Source organism: Pirellulales bacterium, from assembly GCA_019694455.1.
Lineage (GTDB): Bacteria > Planctomycetota > Planctomycetia > Pirellulales > JAEUIK01 > JAIBBY01.
The window spans coordinates 1-20,217 of record JAIBBY010000012.1 but is presented as its reverse complement, the minus strand read 5'-3'; the positions used below and the strand labels follow the sequence as shown (position 1 = coordinate 20,217).

Here is a 20,217-nt window from a genome sequence, read left to right as displayed (position 1 = left end):
GCCGACGTTCGCTGCTTGGGGCCCCCCGCGCCCTGGCTGGCTAATAGTATCCCGTAGGCCCGCGGCGACGGCAATCGAGACTTCGCGCGTCCGGCCAGGCATTGCACCGCGCTGGTTCATGGTGAAAAAGCGATCGCACGTACCGCCCCCGCCGCGTTCCGCGATCGCGGCGCCCGTCGCAGCCAGCGCCGACCCGTGGCGACCGATGGCGCTGCGACTCTTGGCGGTCACGGCGATCACGCTGGCGGCGCTGTTGCTTTGGCGCGGCGAGGTGTTGCCGCTGCCGCCGTTTTATGAGACGGCGATGGGGCTGTTCTGGGAGGCCGATTTTCTGGCCGAAACGAACTTCGACTATACGCGATTGCGCCTGCATGAGCCGGCGGCGAATGACGGCGGCGCTTTTTGTTATATGACCAGCGCCATGCCGACGGTGATCGCCGTGCTGATGAAAACGCTGCCCACGACGGCAGTGTTTGTGGTGACGCATTTGCTGTCGTTCTTGTGCGCGGCGCTGATTGTGGCGGTGCTTTACGAGCTATTGACGCCGAGGACCGATCGCTGGTTCGCGGCGGTTGTCTGCGCTGCGGCCATCACCACGCCGATGGCGATGGCGCAGGTGGAGATGATCGGCATGGACGTGCCAATGGCCGCTTTTGCCATGCTGGCGCTGCTGGCTGTCACACGGGAACGCTTCTCGCTGGCCGCGCTGGCGGGCGCTTGCTCGTTCATGATGAAGCCCACCGGCCTGATCGTGGGGCTGACGGTGATTTGCCTGCTCATGCTGCGCTTGACGACCGGTTGGCTAGTCAAAGCGGATCAAGAGAAGCGTCGGGCGCTGCTCATTGGTCTGTTGGTGAACTTGGCGGTCGTCGTCGCGGCGTTCGCCTTTTACCGTTGGGGGGGCGTGCATGTGCGGTTGCGGCGGATGGGATTCGCCGATTCGTGGTGGATCAATGTGATTCACACCTGCCCTGATCTGTTGGCGCTGGCCGTGGTGTGCCTATTGGCGGGGGCATGGGGGGCATGGCGCGGCTTGCGGCAGCGACGGCGCGCCGTCGGCCGGCGGCTGGAAACGATCGTCGCCAGCGCGCATCAACTGGCCACGGAGCGGCCCGAGTTGGTGTTTAGCGCGATCTTGATCGTGGGCGACTTGGCCGCCATGGTGCTGTACACGCGGGTGTATGTCATTCGCTATATGTTCGTCACCGTGCCGCTCGGCTATCTACTACTGGGAAGTCTGCTGTATCGGCCTGAGTGGCGGCGCCTGTTGATCGCCTTGCCGGCGGCGATGGTTGCGCTCAATGTGTACAACGCCGACGGCCGTTTGTTGCCGCAACCGCTGACCAATCGGCGGCACTGCGGGCTACTGGAGCGTAGTCGCGAGTACCTCGCCGATTTGCGATCGAGCATGGCGGCCATGCAGGCGATTGAGCGCGAATCCGACGGCGCCCCGATCGTGGTGGGCTACCCCTACAGCTATTATCTGGCGCGGCCCAACTTGGGCTATGTGAGCCGCCCGCTGCCGTGCTACGGCATGATGCCGCTGGCCAAGCCGAACAATAAGAATCCGCTCGACATGTTCAAAGATCATCCCACGCGATTGGTGTTTGTGTCGGCGGAGAATCCGAGTCATCGCTATGGTCCCATCTCGGCGCCGTCGATCGACAAAGGCGACCGTATTTTGTATCGCGATGCGATTGAGCCGCCGCTGGTGGTGTTCGAGAAGGATCTTTCAGCGCTGAAGGGCAATCCGCGGGCGCTCGATCTGTGGTACATCGATCGCTTGTGGGCGGTGGCGCCAGCAGGCGTGCCGCCGGAACTTTGGCGCGAGCGCGCGCGGCATTTAGCGGCGTCGGGCATGCCCGACTATGGAATCGAAATGCTCGAGGCGCGATTACGACGGGCGCCCGACGACTTGTCGACGCGAATCGAGTTGGCGGAGACGCTCATTCAGAATGGACAGAGCGACCGCGCGTTGCGGCAGGCCAGCGAGGTGGTGCGGCAGGCGATCGCGCAGTCGCAGGCGGCGCCGCTGGCGGCGTTCGCTCAGGGACAGTACTTGATGGGGTTGGCCTACTTGCAGGGCGGACAGATCGACGCCGCGCTGCCGCGATTCGCCGAAGCGCTGCAAAGCGCGCCCGATCATGCCGAAGCGCTATTTCAGACGGGCGTTTGCCAACTTGCCGAAAACCAGAACGAACAGGCGATTGAGACCTTTCGGCGGGCGGTCACAATCAAGCCGTCGCACGCGCAGGCGCATTATCATTTGGGGCTGGCGCTGGCGCGTGTGGGACAGACGGAACTCGCGATGGCGGCATATGAGCAAGCGCTGGCCAACGATCCTAACCTCCTCAACGCGCTGGCGGCGGTGGCGCCGTGGTGGGGGCAGCACGGCCGGGCGCGCGAGGCGGTCGCCCGTTTGCGCGGGGCGCTGGCCAATCGTCCCGATTGGCTGCCTGGCGTCCACGCGATTGCGCAAATTCTCGCTACGGCGGACGACCCACAGGTGCGCAATCCTTCGGCGGCGGTGCAATACGCCGAAGAGGTGTGCTTGAAGACCGAGCGGCGCGACCCGGTGGCGCTGGCCACATTGGCCACGGCCTATGCGGCGACGGGAAACCCGAGCGCGGCGGTTGCCGCGCAGGAGCAGGCGGTGGCCGTGGCGACGGAGAAGGGAATGGACGCAGCGTCTTTGCGCTCGCGGTTGGAGGAGCTTCGAGCGGCGACCGTGCCGGCGGCGCCATGAGCCAGAAGGCGGACAAGCTCGCCATGTCGACCAATCGCGCAGGGCGCCGCCGCATCGGCTTTTTGCTGGCCTTTGCCCTGTTGTTGCTGGTGGCGAGCGTTGTAATGGCGGAAGTCGCGTTGCGCGTGCTGGGGTTTGAGCCGTGGCGGATACCGATCGCGAATGTCTCCGTCACGCCAGGGGGAAGCCTGTTCGTTCGCGATCAGACGCTGGGGTATCGTCCGCGCGAAGGGGCGTTTCAGATTCGCTCGCGCACTGGTTACGAATACGCCGTGACGCATCTGGCCGACGGCAGGCGCATCTCAGAAGCGGGCGATCGGCTCACGCCGGAAGACTCGCGACCGGAGATTTGGCTGTGCGGGTGTTCTTTCACCTATGGCGAGGCCGTGAATGACGACCAAAGCATGGCGTGGCGGTTGCAGCGGCGGATGCCGGCCTACGATGTGGTGAACTACAGCGCGCCAGGTTATGGAACGGTGCAGGCCTATGTGCGGCTGCGCGCGGCGCTGGCCGCCGGCGAGCGGCCACGGCTCGTCGTGGTGTTGTACTTCGACGATCACGATTTGCGCAACACCTTGGTGCGGCAGCGGCGCAAGATCATCAACACGTTCAGCCGTTTGGGGCCGATGACGCAGCCCTACGTGCGGCTCGACAGCGCCGGCAAGTTGCAACTGACGCTGGCCGAGACAATCTACACCGAGCCGCCGTTATTGAGATCGTCGGCCTTGGTCAACGCGCTGGAAGAGTCGTACAACGCGTGGGAATTGCGGACCGTGCCAAGCCATGCGACGACCGAGGCGCTGTTGCGCGAGATACGCGCCTTATGCGCGGCGAGCGAGGTTCCATTCTTGTTGGCGGGCCTCAGTCAGTCGGCCAATACGCGCGCGGCCTTGAAGAGCCTGCGAAGGCAAGGGGGCGACGTGGCCGACATCGCCTTCGATTGGCGCCAGGCGGAAAACTGGAATTGGCCCGCCGATGTGATGCACCCCAGCCCGCTCGGTTACGCCCGGATGGCGATGCGCTTGGAACAGCACTTGCGCGGTGTGACTTTGCACGCCGACACCGAGGCGCGGCTAGCCGACAAGCAGACGGCGCTCGGTGAGCGGCTGGCGCTCGCCCGCTGCGCGCTGGAGGCGGGCATGGCGGCGCCCGCGGTTGACCCAGGCAGGTTGGCCCAGGCGCTGGAGCACTACCAGCAGGCTAGCGAACTCGATGCGGAGTCTTGGTTAGCGCGTTTGGGGAGTGGTTTTTGCCTGCTCTTGGCCGGCAAAGAGCAGGACGCCGTGAGCGAATTGAGGCAGGCCGCGCAACTGGATGCCCAGGCGGCGGCCGCGGCGCGCGAACTGGCCTGGCTGTTGGCGACGGCCCAGGACACTAGCTTGCGAAACCCGGAGGAAGCGCTGCGCTTGGCACAGCAGGCCAGCGCCGGGGAGAGTGCGGCTGATCCGCTGTCGCTCGATGCGCTGGCCGCGGCGCAAGCGGCGGCGGGGCGATTCAAAGACGCTGTGCATACCGCGACCGAAGCGCTGGCGCAGGCGACCATCGCCCGCAAATTGTCGCTGGCCACGATGATCGAGACGCATCTGGATCAGTTCAGCGACGCCCAGCCACTGACGAATCCCCAGCGCAATGCCGTGGCGCTACCCCCTTTGGATTGGCTGGAGTCGCCATAAAAAAAGCCCCAGAGTTTGGTCCTCTGGGGCTTCTTGGGTGGCGATTACTCAACAGAGCGTTAGAAGGCGACGCGGCGACCCTTGAAGTCTTCGTCGACTTCTTCCTCTTCAACCAGTTTGTTCACGTCTTCATTGGGGTCGATGACGCTCATAAACCCAAACATCATCTCTTCGAACGTCTGTTCCCCCCAGGTGACACTGTCTGTGGGATCGGGGTTGAAGGGGTTCTCCTCCGAGTTGTCGAAGTGCGCCGTGCAATACAGCTTGGAGCCCTTGGGCAACAACTTGGGTTCGGCGCAGTTGTACCAAAGCTGCCAGTTGAAGTCGTACTTCGGCACGTCCAAGAGCACCTCGCGGCGACCGTCTGGATACTCCAGTTCAAACTTGAAATCCTTGCCGCGCAGATGCATGTGGGGCAGCATGCTGACCAGCAAGGTGTCGCGGCGAATGCGCTTGCGGGCTTTGACTTCGTAATTGCCGTCGCCGGGCGGAATCTCGAAGGAGAAATTACCGCACACCGCGCCTTTCACTCGCTGCTTGACGTCTTTCTTGTCGCAGAATTTGAAGCCGACGTAGCTGCGGTCTTGCGCGGCGACGCCGTTGGGGGTGTAGTGCATCTGAAAGACTAATTTGGAGCCGGCCGGGACGAGCATGGCCTGCCCTTTCTCGAAGTCGCGCGGCGGCATGCCGGGGGCGTAGCCGATCTGTGCGCCCTCGCTGAATCCACCGCCGGGGGAGTCACCGGGGCGTTGCACGAAAACGATGATGTGATGCACCACGCTGGGATTGCCAGGGCGCGCCTCGGCGGCGACGATCCATTTGTCTTCCGTGAACTGTGGGTCAACCTCAAAATGTTGGTATTCGACGACCCCTTCGGCCTCGACGTCGTACGGTTTGTCGTCCATGTAATAAACGGCGTCCGGCTCGCCAATGCGCCAGCCTTCGACAAACTGCCGAGGCTCGGGCAGGTCTTTTTCGTCTCCCTCGGGACAGCCGTTATCGACCCACTGGTGGATCAGGCCCTTTTCTTCGTCGGTCATGCGGGCGTCGTTTTTGAACTCGCCGTGCCGAGGATCGGCGAACCAGGGGGGCATGCGTCCCTGATCGATCACCTCGCAGATCATGTCGGCCCAGCCCACCACTTCGTCATAGTTGGTGAGGGGGAACGGGGCGATCTCTTTCTCGCGATGGCACTCGACGCAGCGGTTTTGCAGGATGCCGGCGATGTGCTTGGTGTAGGTGATGTCGCCACGCGGGGCCACCTTTTGCGTGCGGCCGATGAGGCAACCGGGGGCGGCGGCGACGGCCACGCTGACCGGCTTGCCGGCGAGCGTCTCGTCGATCGCCTGGGCCAGGTCGCGGCGAGCCGGCTCTTTCTTCTGAAAGCCAATGCCGTACTGGTCGTCGATGCGGCCCCAGTAACGAACGACGCGCTGGCCATCCAGCACGAACACCTCGGGAGTGCGCACCGCCTGGAACTGATCGGCCACGGCGCTATCTGGGTCTTTCAGGATGGGGAAAGGAACTTCCAGCCGACGCGCGAAGGCGCTGATCTCGGTGACAGTGTCTTGATGGTTGGAATTGATGGCCAGGAAGGCGACCCCTTTGGCTTCGTATTGTTTGGCCAGGTCGATCAGCCGCGGCGTGTAGAGCTTGACCAGCGGGCAATCGGTCCCGAGGAAGGCGACGACCACCGCCTTAGCGCCCGCGTAATCACTCAGTTGATGCGTCTTGCCATAGAAGTCGCGGAGCTCAAAACCCTCGATCTGGCGTCCCACGCGATCTGACTCGACCGCCTCGCCTGCCGCTAGCGGGTAGGCCGCAAACAGAACGACGCAACTCGCCAACAACAGGCGAACGCTCTCAATCCGATGAGCAGAGTGTCGCATGATTCAACATCCTCGGTTAGCGAAACAGGCGGTCCAAAACCGACAGGTAGGTAGCCTACTAACAGATGGGCGCCAGCACAGTTTGTGCGCGCGTACTCCACCGGCGATTCCCCGCAGGCTATTGCGCCTACGGCATGGTCTGGGGACAAAACCGGCCAAATTGTGCAAGTGTCACATTATATGTGGGCAATTTCGTCATACATAGCCGAGTCTTGGCGGTTCGTGACTGGGCCAACCGCTGACCATTATTCGACGCGGACGGCCTGATATTTTGATGGGTGACGCCATATTTCGCCCGACGAATCCCCCCCTGTGGCGGCGCCGTGCGGTTGGCTCAGTGGAGGCGCCGGACGTTCCATCGGCTGGCGGCTCACCATAGACTCATTTTCGCTCGGTCCAGCGCAATCCTTGTTGAGATTTTTCATGCTCGGTACGCGACTGCTAGCAATCGAACTTCTTGTTTGTCTCACCTTCGCTGGCGCGTTGCCAGCAGCGGAGCCACTTGCCGGAACCGCGCCGCTGACCGTCGAGGGGGACCTGGCGGCCCAGATGGTGGACGGCTGCCACAAGTTTCTGGACCGGCTGACGGCGGAGTCGGTCGAGAGTCGCGCACGGCATTGGCGGCGCGACTTGTCGTCGCACGAGGCGTACCTTCGATCGATTGAGCCAAACCGACAACGCTTGCGGCGGATATTGGGCTTGCGCGAGCAACCTTTGCGCCATCCGCTGGGGATCCCCAAGGGCATGGACCTGGCGTCGCTCGAAGAGGCGCGCGGCGCCACACAGCAAGCGGCCGGTGGCTTTGAAACGCGGCAGGTCGATGGAGGCTTGATATTAGTTCCCGCCGGGGAGCCAATGGCCGACGTCATCGCGCTGGCCGACGCCGAGGCGGGGGCAGGCGTGCCAGCATGGCTCGCGCGACATTGCCGAGTCGTCGCGCCAATTTTGATCAACCGGTCGGATGAGCTTTCGCTCGTGGGAGGGGAGCGGCGCACGAATCAACCACATCGCGAGTTTGTCTATCGGCAGGCGTATGAGATGGGGCGCCACATCATTGGTTACGAGATCGATCTGGTCTCGCAAATAGTGACGCAGCTACTTGAAGCGCAACAGCGCAGCGGCCAGCGCCGGCCGATCGCCATTTACGGTTATGGCGAAGGGGGGCTGGTGGCCCTGTACGCGGCCGCGGTCGATCCGCGAATCGATCTGGCGCTGGTGAGCGGCTACTTCGATGATCGGCAACAGCTTTGGCGCGAGCCGATCTATCGCAATGTGTGGGGACTGCTCACGGAGTTTGGCGACGCCGAGATCGCCTCGCTCATCGCGCCGCGCCCCCTCTTGATCGAGGCGTGCGCGTTTCCGCCGGTGGCGGGTCCGCCACAGCCGGCCGACGGCAAGCGCGGCGCCGCGCCCGGTCGCCTGGAAACGCCCAGTCTCCAGACCGTGCAAAAAGAAGCGGCGCGGGCGCGACAACTGACCAAAGGCTTAACGCCGCCGCCCGTCGTCGAGGTGGTGGCCAGCGGCGACGGCGCCGGGCCATCTGGATCGGCCGGAGCGATCAACCGTCTGCTGGAACTGGTCGGCTCTGGCGATGCGCCGGTGGCGTCGGACGCCGATACGGCCGTGGTGCGGCCGGAAGAAGGTTTTTATCGCCGCGAGCATGCGCGGCGTTTTCAAGAATTGGTGGAGTACACGCAGTTCCTCATGCGCGAATCGGAGTATGTTCGGCGCGAGTTTTGGAATCGCGCCGATGCAAGCTCACTGGAGAACTGGCAGAAATCGACCGAGTGGTATCGCAACTACTTTTCGCAGGAGGTGATCGGCGAGTTTGCGGACCAACGCCTGCCGCCACGCCCACGCTCGCGGCAAGTTGAAGACCAGCCGAAGTACCGCGGGTACGAAGTGCTGCTCGACGTGTTCCCCGACGTATTTGCTTACGGCATCCTGCTCGTGCCGAAGGACATTCGGCCAGGAGAGCGGCGCCCCGTGGTGGTGTGCCAGCATGGGCTGGAGGGGCGGCCGCAAGACGTGGCCGATCCGCGCGTAAATAATCCCGCCTATCACCAGTTCGCCTGCCAATTGGCGGAGCGCGGGTACATCACTTATGCGCCGCAGAACCCGTACATCGGCGAGGATCGCTTTCGTTCGTTGCAGCGCAAGGCGAACCCGCTGCGGAAGTCGCTGTTCTCGATCATCGTGCCGCAACACCGCCAGGCGGTGGATTGGCTGGCGAGCTTGCCGATGGTGGATGGCGAGCGGATCGCGTTCTATGGGCTTTCGTATGGCGGCAAGACGGCGATGCGCGTGCCGGCGCTCGTGGAGAAATATTGCCTGTCGATCTGTTCCGCCGACTTCAACGAATGGATTTGGAAGAACGTGTCGAACCGCGCCAAGTACAGCTACCTGGGGACGGGAGAGTACGAGATGGTGGAGTTCGATCTGGGCAACACCTTTAACTATGCAGAGATGGCGGCGCTCATTGCGCCGCGCCCCTTCATGGTCGAACGTGGGCACGACGACGGGGTGGCGCCCGACGAGTGGGTGGCCTACGAGTACGCCAAGGTGCGGCGTTTGTACGCCGCGCTCAAAATACCGGACCGCACTACAATTGAGTTCTTCGACGGCCCGCACACGATTCACGGCGTCGGCACATTTGAGTTTCTTGGCCGGCAGTTGATGTTTCCCAACGCCGACGGACGCTAGCCGCAGCGGCGCGCGGCCGCGAGTTGCAGTCGTTCGGTCGACTGCTGTCTTGCCAGCGCGCGCATGCGCGCGGACAAGTTCATTGAATCATCCCCTTCCCGATGGCCGATATGACCGGCAGCGGCTGCCCATTCAACGCGGCAGGCAATTCGTGCGCAATCGTAGCTAGCGGGCAGAGGAAGACCAGCGATGCGGAAACGGCTGTTGGGGATGGCGATGCTCATGCTGCCTGTGGCTGCCAGCGGTTGCGCGACGATGAAGCAAACCGACACGGCGCGCACCGGCGTGGAGCAACTGCTCATTTCTAGCGCGGCCGACCGCTCGCTGCAGAAGATCGATCTGAGTCCGATCAGCGGCGCCAAGGTGTACATCGAGGAAAAGTACCTCGATTGCGTCGACAAGAACTATGTGCTGGTCGCGCTGCGGCAGCGGCTGTTGCAAAATCGCTGCACATTGGCCGAAAAGGCCGAAGGCGCCGACGTGATTCTGGAAGTCGCCAGCGGCGGCGTGGGAACCGATCGCACCGATCTGTTCTTCGGCATCCCCGAGATTCCGCTGCCTCCGCCATCGCCCATTTCAGTGCCGAAGCTGGCGCTATTTGAGCGGATACGCGCCATGGGGACCGCCAAGCTGGCGGTCGTGGCGTACGACACCAAGACCAGGTCGCCGGTGGTCAACAGCGGCTATTCGATCGCGCGGGCCGACCACAAGAGTTGGAACGTGCTGGGCTTTGGCGGCACCAACAGCGGCAGCGTTCACGAAGAGCTGGCAATCACCACGGGCGAAAGCGAGAACATCGTTGGCGAACCGTCGATGCTTGCCCGCCGCAAAAAGGAGAAGGCGACCAGCGCCGCGCCTCCGGCATCAGCGCCTTCGCCGCCGGCCACGTTCACGGCCATGGCGCCGACGCCTGTGCGCTAGCAACCGCATGATTCTGAGCGCAAAGGCCGCATTGGCGTTCGTCCCTTTCTTGCCTCGCGCTGCCCGGATGAATACCTCTGGGGCCGCTAGCGCCGCGAAGGAATTAGACCGCACGCTTCTGGCGCGCATTAAAAGCGTCTCATAGAGCGGCTGGCGGGCGCAATCTGCCGATTGGTTACATCCACGGCCACGCCCGCTGTTTGCGGATGCGACCAGCGAGCGCATGGCCGGCGAATCGAACCGATTTAATTTGCCTGCGCGCGTCAAAGACCGTGATTTCCATCGCTTCGCCAACTTCTCGGGTCGAGAGCCAAGCTCAACCGTCGACGCTGCGACACAACCTGCTGGCGATCCGCGCCGACGGCGCGTTGCATAGCGCCATGGTCGGCATGGGGGAGAACTACTTCGCGCCGTTCGCGCTGGCGATTGGCGTGGGGCAGGCGGCGAGCGGTCTGGTGACGACCGTGCCGTTGTTCTTGGGGGCGGTGTTGCAATTGCTGGCGCCGCGCGGCGTGTGCCTCGCCGGTTCGTATCGCAAGTGGGTCGTGCTTTGCGCGGCGCTGCAAGCGCTGTCGTTCGCGCCGTTGGCCTACGCGGCGACCGTAGGGGCTATTCACCCAGCCGGGCTCTTTTTGGCGATTGGCCTTTATTGGGGCGCTGGGATGGCCACCATGCCAGCCTGGAACACCTGGGTGGGGCGGCTGGTGCCAACGCGGTTGCGGTCACGCTACTTCGCGCTGCGAACGCGCACCAGTCAGGGGGCGCTATTGGCCGGTTTCTTGCTGGCGGGGTGCGCGCTGCAGGCCGCGGCGCATTGGAACGCCGTGCTCATCACGTTTGCCGCGGTGTTCGCCTTGGCGATGATCTCGCGACTCGGTTCGGCCGCCTGTCTGGCTCGGCAGACCGAGTTGCGCGGGTTACATCATCACCGGCTCGCCACCAAAGACATCGTGGCGCGGTTTCGCGGTTCCAGCGAGGGGCGATTGCTGGTGTATCTGATCGCGATTCAGGCCTCGGTGCAGGTGTCGGGGCCGTACTTCGCCCCATTCATGCTCAAGCAACTGCATCTGCCCTATGCGGGTTACGCCGCGCTGGTCAGCGTTTCGTACATTGCCAAGATCGCCGCTGCTCCGTTGTGGGGGCGAGTCGCCCAGCGGCATGGCGCGCGAGCTTTAATGTGGTGCGGCGGTCTGGGGGTGATACCGATCGCGTCGCTGTGGGTCGTCTCGCGGTCGTTTCCGTATCTTATGTTGGTGCAAACGGCGTCGGGCGTGTGCTGGTCGGCCTACGAACTGGCCATGTTCTTGTTGCTGTTCGACGCCATTCCCGAGCGCGATCGTGTGAGCATGCTCACGGCGTACAACTTCGCCAACTCGTTGGCCACGGTAGTCGGCTCGTTGGGGGGCGGCCTGCTGCTGGCGGCGCTAGGGCAGAATTACGGCGCCTATCTGGCGGTGTTCGCGGCGTCTTCGGTGTGTCGACTGGTCTCGGTCACATTGCTGATGCGCGTGCCGACGCCGGCCGGCGCCGGCAATGCGCAGGCGGCGCCAAGCTGGCCGGCGGTTGCCGGGCGGAGCCTGCGCGTCGACCCGGCCGTCCGCGGCGGATCGCTGGCCAGCGGCCGGCACGAGCCGACGAGGCTGGCCGCCGAGTTGGTGGAATCGAATGCGGCGTGACGAGACACACCGGCCATGTCGCGTGGTCGCCAGTTGTGGCCTGGGGGCGGTTTTTTGACTGGCATGGCCTATTGCGGGCTGGCCTGATACTATATTTTACTGCCCACCTGACGCCGCTTGGGTTCGCTCACGGAAGTTCCCAGCGAACGCCCTCTGTCTCAAGCGGCATGTTCCCGCCCTTCGTTAGCGCGTCGGCCTGTGCCGCCGTGCTTCCGGTCCTCTTTTCTGGTTTGAGCAACGCATGCGTCGTAGCGACATTCGGAATATCGCGATCATTGCCCACGTCGATCACGGCAAGACAACCCTGGTCGATTGCCTGCTGCGGCAAAGCGGCGAGTATCGGGCGAGCCAACTGGTGGGCGACTGCATTTTGGACTCCAACGATTTGGAGCGCGAGCGCGGCATCACGATTTTGGCCAAGAACATCGCGCTGCTTTACAAAGGGGTGAAGATCAACCTGATCGACACCCCGGGCCACGCCGACTTTGGCGGCGAGGTCGAGCGCGTGCTGCGGATGGCCGACGGCGCGCTGGTGCTGGTCGACGCGGCCGAAGGGCCGATGCCGCAAACGCGCTTCGTGCTTTCCAAGGCGTTTGAGTGTGGGCTACAGCCTATTGTGGTGATCAACAAGATCGACCGCCCCGACGCTCGCCCGCACGAGGCGCTGCACGAAGTGTTCGACCTGTTTCTGGAACTCGACGCCGATGACGACCTGGCCGATTTTCCGTACATGTTCGCTAGCGGCCGCGGCGGTTTCGCCACGCACGATCCCGATCAGCCGAGCGAGTCGATTCACCCGTTGCTCGATCTGGTGCTGGAGCGCATTCCGGGACCAGAGGTCGACCCCGACGGGCCATTGCAACTCTTGGTCACCACGCTCGAGTGGTCGGAGTATGTAGGCCGCATTGGCATTGGCCGCATCCAGTCGGGCAGGCTCCGCAAAGGGCAGCAGGTGGCGCTGCTGCAATCGGATGATCGCACCAGCACGCAGCGGGCAGTGAGCGTCGACGTCTTCGACAAGCTGGGGCGGGCGGCGGTCGAAGAGGCGACGGCCGGCGACATTTGCGCGGTGATCGGCATCGAGACCGTGGAGATTGGCGACACTATCGCCGACGTGGAGCGGCCCGTGGCTTTGCCGCGATTGGAAGTCGATCAGCCCACCTTGGAGATGGTGTTTTCCGCCAATACGTCGCCGCTGTGCGGACGCGAGGGCAAATTCGTCACCAACCGCAATCTACGCGAACGTCTCTACCGCGAACTGGAGCGCAACGTGGCCCTACAGGTGCGGCCGCTGGAAGGGACCGACAGCTTTCTGGTCTCGGGCCGTGGCCTGTTGCACTTGTCGGTGCTCATCGAGACGATGCGGCGCGAAAGTTTTGAACTGTCTGTGGGTAAGCCGCGCGTGATTACCCGCGTGCACGAGGGGGTGACGGAGGAACCGTTCGAGTCGCTGATCGTGGAAGTTCCGCCCGAGCAATTGGGCTCGGTGATGGAGTTGGTGGGGGCGCGGCGCGGCCAGATGATCGAGATGTCGACGCGCGGCAAATTCGCTCATGTGGCGTTTTCGATCCCCGCGCGCGGACTGATCGGTCTGCGGACTCGGCTTTTGAACGCGACCCAAGGCAACGCGATCATGCACCATCGGTTCGAGGGGTATCAAATGCTGGTGGGCGATATTCCGACGCGGGCCAACGGCGTGCTGGTTTCGATGGTCGGCGGCAAGGCGGTCGCCTTCGGGCTCGATGGCCTGCAAGACCGCGCGGAGATGTTCATCGCGCCGGGCGAGGAAGTCTACGAGGGGATGATCGTGGGCGAAAACAGCCGCAGTGACGACATGAACGTGAATCCCACCAAGGAAAAGAAGCTGACCAACATGCGGGCCTCGGGCAGCGACCGCAACATCATCCTCAAGCCGCCACGCATCCTGACACTGGAGGCGGCGCTCGAGTACATCGAAGAAGATGAACTGGTCGAGGTGACGCCCACCAAGGTGCGGCTGCGCAAGATTCTGCTCAGCGAGGCGGATCGCCGTCGCGCCAATCGGGCGCGGGCGTCGATCATGGCCTAGCCCGCGTTCCCTTGTTGTCCTGGCTATAAGGCGTGCATGTTGTCGCGATGCACGACTTCCTGATAAGGACTGTATCCCAGCGCCGCGGCGATGGCGTCGCTCTTCAGTCCCTTGATGCGGGCCATTTCGGACGACGAGTAATTGCACAGTCCGCGGGCGAACTCGACGCCCGCTAAATCGCGCAGCCCCACCAGGTCTCCCTTGTGGAAGTCGCCCGCGCAGTCGCGGACGCCAATCGCCAAAAGACTGCGTCCCTGGGCGGTGATCGCCTGGCGGGCGCCGTCGTCGACGATCAGATAGCCGCGTGGCTGGGCCGTGTAGCCAATCCAGCGTTTGCGCGAGCGCAGCGCGGCGCCTTGTGCCAGAAACAGCGTGCCGACCGACTCGCCGCGCAAAATGCGCGAGATGACGCCGTCGCTACGGCCGCTGGCAATGATCACGCTCTCGCCGGCGGCGGTGCACATCTTGGCGGCGGCCAGCTTACTGGCCATGCCCCCTTTGCTTAATCCAGTCTGGCGGTCTTTCACCAGCGCGGCGATCGATTCGTCGAGTTGAGTGACGGTCGGCAGCACCTGCGCCGTCGGGTCAGTGGGGTCGCGGTCGTAAAGGCCGTCAACATCGCTCAAAATGACCAACAGCGAGGCGCGCATCAGATTGGTGACCATGGCCGCCAGGCGGTCGTTGTCGCCAAACGTGGTGCGCAGTTCCTCCACGCTCACGGTGTCGTTTTCGTTGATGATCGGCACGGCGCCCAGATGCAGCAGGGCGGCGATGGTGTTGCGAATGTTGAGATACCGAGTGCGGTCGTCAAAATCCTCCGCCGTGAGGAGAATCTGCGCGGCGTGCCGGCCGTGGGCTCGCAGGGCGCGTTCGTAGGCCTGCACCAGGTAGCTTTGACCGACCGCCGCCACCGCCTGCAAGGTGGCCAGGTCGGTGGGCCGCTGTTTGAGGCCGAGTTGCCCCATGCCGGCGCCCACCGCGCCAGAACTGACCAGCACCACCCGCTTGCCCGACTGCATGGCGGCGTGAATTTCCTCGGCCAACGCATGCACGCGGCGCTCGTCGAGCGTCCCTTGATCGTTGGTCAGCGGCCGGGTGCCGATCTTGATGACCACCAGTTGGGCCGTGGCGGCGATTTCTTGACGAACGAGATCGGCCATGTGAGCAGATGCGCGACGCGGAAATTGGAAGCGGGCAAGTTCGTATACGATAACGGTCCGGCGGCCGGTGGCCAGTAGCCCCGCGATTCTGGCCCGATTGTGGCGGATTTGCCGCGTTCGAGCGTCGCAACCACGCTCGGCAAGTTGAGTCAAAAGGCGTTGCTTCCTACAATCGAATGAGCGGCGGCTTCCATCGCGGTTTGGACAATCCATTCCGGCCGCAGGTTCCCTCACCTCCCCCACGGACCCGCCCCAGGATGGCGGCGGTCAACCACGCATGAGCGAACTGCGACACGAATGCGGCGTCGCCGCCCTCTATCACCTGCCGGGTCGCGATCCGAGCCCGCTTTGTCCGGCGGAGGGTCCAGACCAGATTTCGCGGTTGATGCCGCGGATGCTCTTGGACATTCAAAATCGCGGCCAACTTTCGGCCGGCATGACCACCTACAACCCCGACCGCAAGCTACTGCTCAACACCTACAAGGAATTGGGCAGCGTCAGCGAGGTCTTTCGGATGAGCCATCGCGGCAAATTCGAGAGCCTGATGCGCGACAACGCCGGCCGCGCCGCGATCGGACATGTGCGCTACGCCACCTGCGGCGCCGAGGAGCCATCCTACGCGCAACCGTACGAAAGCCCACACCTCAAAAAGCACAAATGGTTCGCCTTTGCCTTCAATGGGCAACTAGCCAACTACGCCGAACTGCGCGAGCAGTTGCTGAGCGACGGCAGCAACTACTTGGCGCGTGAAAACGACACCGAGATTTTGCTGCATCAGATAGGACATCAGCTTTCGGGCGATCGCCGGCCGCGGATGGTCGATATCTTTCGCAACATTTGCAGCAAGTTCGACGGCGCCTACTCCTTGGCCATGCTCAATGCGCTCGGCGATATGTGCGTGGTGCGCGATCCCCTCGGCATCAAACCCATGTGCTACGCGTTCGACGGCGCGCTGTTCGCCGCCGCCAGCGAAAGTGTGGCGCTGCTCAACCTCGGCTTTGCTGCGGAGGCAATTCACGCGTTGGCGCCGGGCGAGGCGCTGAGCATCACCCCGGCCGGCCTGCAAATCGAGCAGTTTGTGCCGAGCACGCGGCGGGCACACTGCTTCTTTGAATGGATTTACTTCGCCAACGTCGCCAGCACGCTGGATGGGCGGAGCGTGTACCTGTCGCGGACCGTGCTCGGCGAAGAACTGGCGCGCTTGGAAGACGTGCCGATTGACGACGACACCATTGTGGTGCCGGTGCCCGACACCAGCAAAGCGGCGGCCGACGCTATGGCGTATCGGCTCAAAATTCCGTCGCGCGAAGGGTTGATTCGCAATCGCTACACGGGACGCACCTTCATCGAGGGGAGCAGCAACCGCAAGACCAAGGTCGAAACCAAGTACACGCCGCTGCGCGAGGTGCTGGCGGGCAAGCGCGTGCTGCTGGTCGAAGACTCGATCGTGCGCTCCACCACGCTCAAGAGCCTGGTGCGCCGCATTCGCGATCTGGGAGGCGCGCGCGAAATTCATGTGCGCGTGGCGTGTCCGCCGATTGTGGCGCCGTGCTTTTACGGCATCGACATGTCGACGATCAGCGAGTTGTTTGCTCCCAAGTTCTTGCAAGGGAACGAACTGACGCAAGCAGCGCAAGATGCGATGGCCGCGCAACTTGGCGCCGACTCGCTGCGCTACTTGCCCGTCGATTCGATCGCGCGGGCAATTCAACTAGGTCGCGACCAGCTCTGTCAGGCGTGCATCACCGGGAGCTATCCCACGCCGTGCGGTCAGGAGTTGTATCAAATTGCGCTGGCCAACGCCGAGCAAAGCTCCAGCCGCACGTATGAGCTGGGGCATCGCGGTCGCAGGGCCGTGGAAGCGCATTAGTGCGCACGGTTTGACACTTGGCGCCGCGGTCAAGGGCGCAGTCAAGAGCGCAGGATGTGGGGTGGATTTCGGCCGGCGGCACAATTGGCGCCGCCGCTCCTTGTGACGCGTGCCTCCGGCGTTATCATGCGGCAAGTGTTGTGGACTAGGAGCAGCGGCAACCGCCGCCAGCATGGCGCCTGAAGGATCGCGAAGTTATGGCCACGGCGAACCGTCCCCGTAAAGAAGCCAGCCCGCGGGTAACCTCTGAGATATTGGACCGGCTGCCGCCCCACAACCTGGAGGCGGAAAAAGGGGTGATCGGCAGTCTGTTGATCGACCCCGTGCTGTGCGACGACGTGGTGATGGAGGTGCAGTCGGACGATTTTTACTCAGACGCCAACCGCAAGCTGTTCGAGCATGTGGTCGCGATTCACGAACAAGGCAAGCGGGTCGACGCCTTGTTGCTGATCGACCGGCTGAAGCAGGCCAACGAGCTCGACTATATCGGGGGCATGGCCTATCTGTACGAATTGACGCAGGTGCCCACCGCGGCCAACGCGGTGTACTATGCGCGGATCGTGGCCGACAAGGCGACGCTGCGTTCGTTGATCCACGCCAGCACGGAGATTCTGCGCGAGGCGTACGATCCCACCGACGAGCCGCGGAATCTGCTGAATCGCGCGGAAGAAAAAATCTTCGCGATTCACGATCAAAAAGGGGGGGGCGAAGTCAAGCCGATGCAGGATGTGCTGATCGAGGCCTTCGACCACATCGACAAGCGGCTGGAACATGGGCGGGCGACCGGGGTGCCGTCGCACTACGCCGATCTGGACGAGATGACCGGCGGACTGCACGAATCGGAGTTGGTGATCCTGGCCGCGCGGCCCAGCATGGGCAAAACGGCCTTCGCCACCAACATCGCCGAGCATGTGGCGCTCAAGGAAAAGAAGCCGGTGCTGTTCGTCAGCCTCGAAATGGCGCGTCTGGAGTTGGCGCAGCGCATGCTCTGCTCGCACGGGCGGATCGACAGCCGCAAGTTTCGCAGCGGATTCATCTCGGCGGCCGAGCGTGGGCAACTGGTGGCCGCCAGCGCGGAGTTGAGCGAGGCCCCGCTCTATATCGATGACTCGCCCAGCCGCAACGTCACGGAGATCGCGGCCACTGGCCGGCGATTGAAGCGGCGAAATGGTTTGTCGCTGATCGTGATCGACTATTTGCAATTGATCGAACCAGACAATCAAAAGGACCAGCGACAGGAGCAGGTGGCCAAGATCGCGCGGCGGCTGAAGGGGCTGGCGCGCGAGCTCAAGGTGCCGGTCCTGTGCCTGGCGCAGCTCAATCGGCAGGCGGAAACGAGCAAGGAGAATCGGCCGCGGCTAAGCCACCTGCGCGAGTCGGGCGCCATTGAGCAGGACGCGGATGTCGTGATGTTCGTTCATCGCGAGGAGTATTACGCCACCCGCGACGAGCTGGAGCCCGGCGGCAGCAAGGAGCATCTCAAGGGGCTGGCCGAGATCATCGTGGCGAAACAGCGAAACGGGCCGATTGGGGACGTCAAGCTAAATTGGGAAGACAAGTACACCCGTTTCACCGACCGCGCCGCCGCCCGTTTTGAAGAATTCAATCCGTTCTAGCGGCCGCTCAGCGGCAAGCGCGGCGTGAACTGACGGCAAACGGCCATCGAAGTTCGCCCAGACTGCCACGACTCAATCGATCTGAAGTTCGCCTTGCCGACGGCGGGGGGTTCGGATATTTCTAGCCGCCCCTATGGCGCTCCGCCGGTCGGTCGCAGCTTGCGCGCAGACCGGTGGCCGCCGCGAGGGGTGACAGTCTGGCGTCGTTTCTAGTTCTTGCGCACCCGCGCTACCGCACACACGTCGAAAGCCACTGGATGGCATTACGCCCTGGTACGGTACTGCGAAGCTGGCGGCCAATCGCGCTGGCCATGGCGCTGTATTGTGCGGCACCGTGCGCGGCCTGGGCCCAATTCTCGCCGGGAATGGGTGGCGGGCCGGGTGGGATGGCGCCGCCGCCGCAATTGATGGGCGGCAAGAGCGGTGAGCATGTCCATCCCGATCTGGTGGGCCCCGTGTATGTCGACCCCACGATGCCGATGGTCGTTGACGTGCGCATTGAAGGACACGCGAAGAACTCTCTGGACCAGATCCGCGCCATGGTGCGCACCCGCAGCGGCCGTCCGCTCGACCCGCGGATGGTGGAAGAAGACGTGCGGCGACTGCACGGCTCGAAACGGTTTTTGGATGTGCGGCCCACGTACACCAAGGTGGCTGGTGGCGTGGTGCTGACCTACCAGGTGATCGAACGCCCCAAACTGGCGTATGTCAAATACGCCGGCAACCGCAAGGTGAAGACCAGAAGCCTGGCCAAGCAATCTGGCATCAAACCGGGTGATTCCGCCGATCCTTACGCGGTCGAGGACGCGCGCGGAAAAATCGAGCAATGGTTGCGCGACAAAGGACACTCGCGTGCCGTGGTCACCGCCACCGAAGGAACCAAGCCCGGCGATCAGGGCGCCGTGTTCATGATCCACGAAGGGCCGATTCAACGCGTCGGCAAGGTGCGCTTCGTGGGCAACGATCCCAAGCTGGCGCCGGACGGACGATTGCAGCAGCTTGTGCAGACCAAGAAGCCGTTCTTGCGGATTCCCTATCTCTTTGCCGGCTTCAAGGGCTTTGCGGAAAAGGACAAGGTCGACGCCGATGTCGACGCGCTGACCGCGTACTATCGCGCGCTCGGTTATTTTCAGGCCAAGATCGCCCCGGAGGTCATGTACGACGATGACCACGAGTGGGCGACCGTGCAGTTCGTGATCAGCGAAGGCGTGCGCTACAAGGTGCGCAACGTCAACTTCATCGGCAACACCAAACGCACCGTTGAGCAACTGCGCGAGCCCATGACGCTGGTCAGCGGCGATTACTTCAACCAGACCAAACTCAGCGCCGACGTGACCGCGATCGAGGAGCAGTACGGCCGCAAAGGCTACCTGTTCGCGGCCATTCAGCCCGAGACGCGGTTTCTGGAACAGCCCGGGGAAGTGGACCTGGTTTACAAGATCGAAGAAGGAGCGCGCTGCCGGATTGGCGCCATCAACGTGCATATTCAAGGCGACGATCCGCACACGCGACGCATGACGGTGCTGAACCGCCTTGACGTGCGTCCGGGCGACATCGCCGACATCCGCAAAATTCGCGACAGCGAGCGCCGATTGAAGGCGTCGGGCATCTTCATGGTCGACCCCACGCAAGGGGGCGAGCCGCCGAAGATCGTGTTCCGCGCGCCCGACGGCGACGAAGAGCTGGAGAGCTACGCCGAAAAGCCGAAGGATCCCGGCAACTTCCGCGGGCAAAGCCCCGATCCAGAGGATGGCATTGTCGAGCCGCCGAGCGACAACGATTGGATCGTCGATCTGGTCGAGCGGCCAGACAACAGCTTTCAATACGTGCCGCGCGGCCGCGCCGGCGCGCTGCGCCCCGTTGCCGGCGCCGTGGCGGCCAATGCGACGGGTCGG

Annotated in this window: 11 protein-coding genes; 9 read left to right on the top strand and 2 right to left on the bottom strand. The window is 63.5% G+C overall.

The window, feature by feature from the left end; translation table 11 throughout:
* Positions 1-118 precede the first annotated feature (118 nt).
* Together K1X71_06920 and K1X71_06915 are read left to right on the top strand one after the other, a co-directional pair.
* On the top strand, positions 119-2,746 hold the full coding sequence (locus K1X71_06920) for a tetratricopeptide repeat protein (protein ID MBX7072866.1): 2,628 nt from the start codon (positions 119-121) through the stop codon (positions 2,744-2,746).
* Positions 2,743-4,419, top strand: coding sequence for an SGNH/GDSL hydrolase family protein (locus tag K1X71_06915; GenBank protein ID MBX7072865.1), 1,677 nt, complete (start codon positions 2,743-2,745; stop codon positions 4,417-4,419). Before K1X71_06920 ends, K1X71_06915 begins: the two co-directional genes overlap by 4 nt.
* 59 nt (positions 4,420-4,478) lie before the next feature.
* On the opposite strand, the gene K1X71_06910 is transcribed toward K1X71_06915, so the two are convergent.
* Positions 4,479-6,308 (bottom strand): redoxin domain-containing protein, encoded by a 1,830-nt coding sequence (locus K1X71_06910; protein MBX7072864.1) that lies wholly within the window; start codon positions 6,306-6,308, stop codon positions 4,479-4,481.
* Positions 6,309-6,731: 423 nt separating this feature from the next.
* Here K1X71_06910 and K1X71_06905 point away from each other — a divergent pair, with 423 nt between their 5' ends.
* The 4 genes from K1X71_06905 to typA all read left to right on the top strand — a co-directional run bounded on the left by K1X71_06905 (position 6,732) and on the right by typA (position 13,676).
* The gene (locus tag K1X71_06905) at positions 6,732-9,011 is read left to right on the top strand and encodes an acetylxylan esterase (GenBank protein ID MBX7072863.1); all 2,280 of its coding nucleotides are present in this window, start codon (positions 6,732-6,734) and stop codon (positions 9,009-9,011) included.
* 189 nt (positions 9,012-9,200) lie between these two features.
* Positions 9,201-9,932 carry a hypothetical protein gene (locus K1X71_06900; protein ID MBX7072862.1) on the top strand — a complete coding sequence of 244 codons (732 nt, stop codon included), beginning with the start codon at positions 9,201-9,203 and terminating at the stop codon, positions 9,930-9,932.
* 272 nt (positions 9,933-10,204) lie between these two features.
* Positions 10,205-11,608, top strand: coding sequence for an MFS transporter (locus K1X71_06895; GenBank protein MBX7072861.1), 1,404 nt, complete (start codon positions 10,205-10,207; stop codon positions 11,606-11,608).
* A gap of 241 nt (positions 11,609-11,849) precedes the next feature.
* A complete protein-coding gene (typA, locus tag K1X71_06890; GenBank protein MBX7072860.1) occupies positions 11,850-13,676 on the top strand; it encodes a translational GTPase TypA in 1,827 nt (608 codons plus the stop codon).
* Positions 13,677-13,699: 23 nt separating this feature from the next.
* Here the strand turns inward: typA and proB are convergent, their stop codons facing one another.
* Entirely contained in the window at positions 13,700-14,836 is a 1,137-nt protein-coding gene (gene proB / locus K1X71_06885; GenBank protein MBX7072859.1) for a glutamate 5-kinase, read from the bottom strand.
* Between the two features lie 277 nt (positions 14,837-15,113).
* On the opposite strand from proB, the gene K1X71_06880 reads away from it, so the two are divergent.
* The 3 genes from K1X71_06880 to K1X71_06870 all read left to right on the top strand — a co-directional run.
* Positions 15,114-16,706 (top strand): amidophosphoribosyltransferase, encoded by a 1,593-nt coding sequence (locus K1X71_06880; protein ID MBX7072858.1) that lies wholly within the window; start codon positions 15,114-15,116, stop codon positions 16,704-16,706.
* 197 nt (positions 16,707-16,903) lie between these two features.
* The gene (gene dnaB, locus K1X71_06875) at positions 16,904-18,322 is read left to right on the top strand and encodes a replicative DNA helicase (GenBank protein MBX7072857.1); all 1,419 of its coding nucleotides are present in this window, start codon (positions 16,904-16,906) and stop codon (positions 18,320-18,322) included.
* A 311-nt stretch (positions 18,323-18,633) separates the two neighbouring features.
* A partial coding sequence (locus K1X71_06870; GenBank protein ID MBX7072856.1) for a hypothetical protein occupies positions 18,634-20,217 on the top strand: 1,584 nt, incomplete at its 3' end.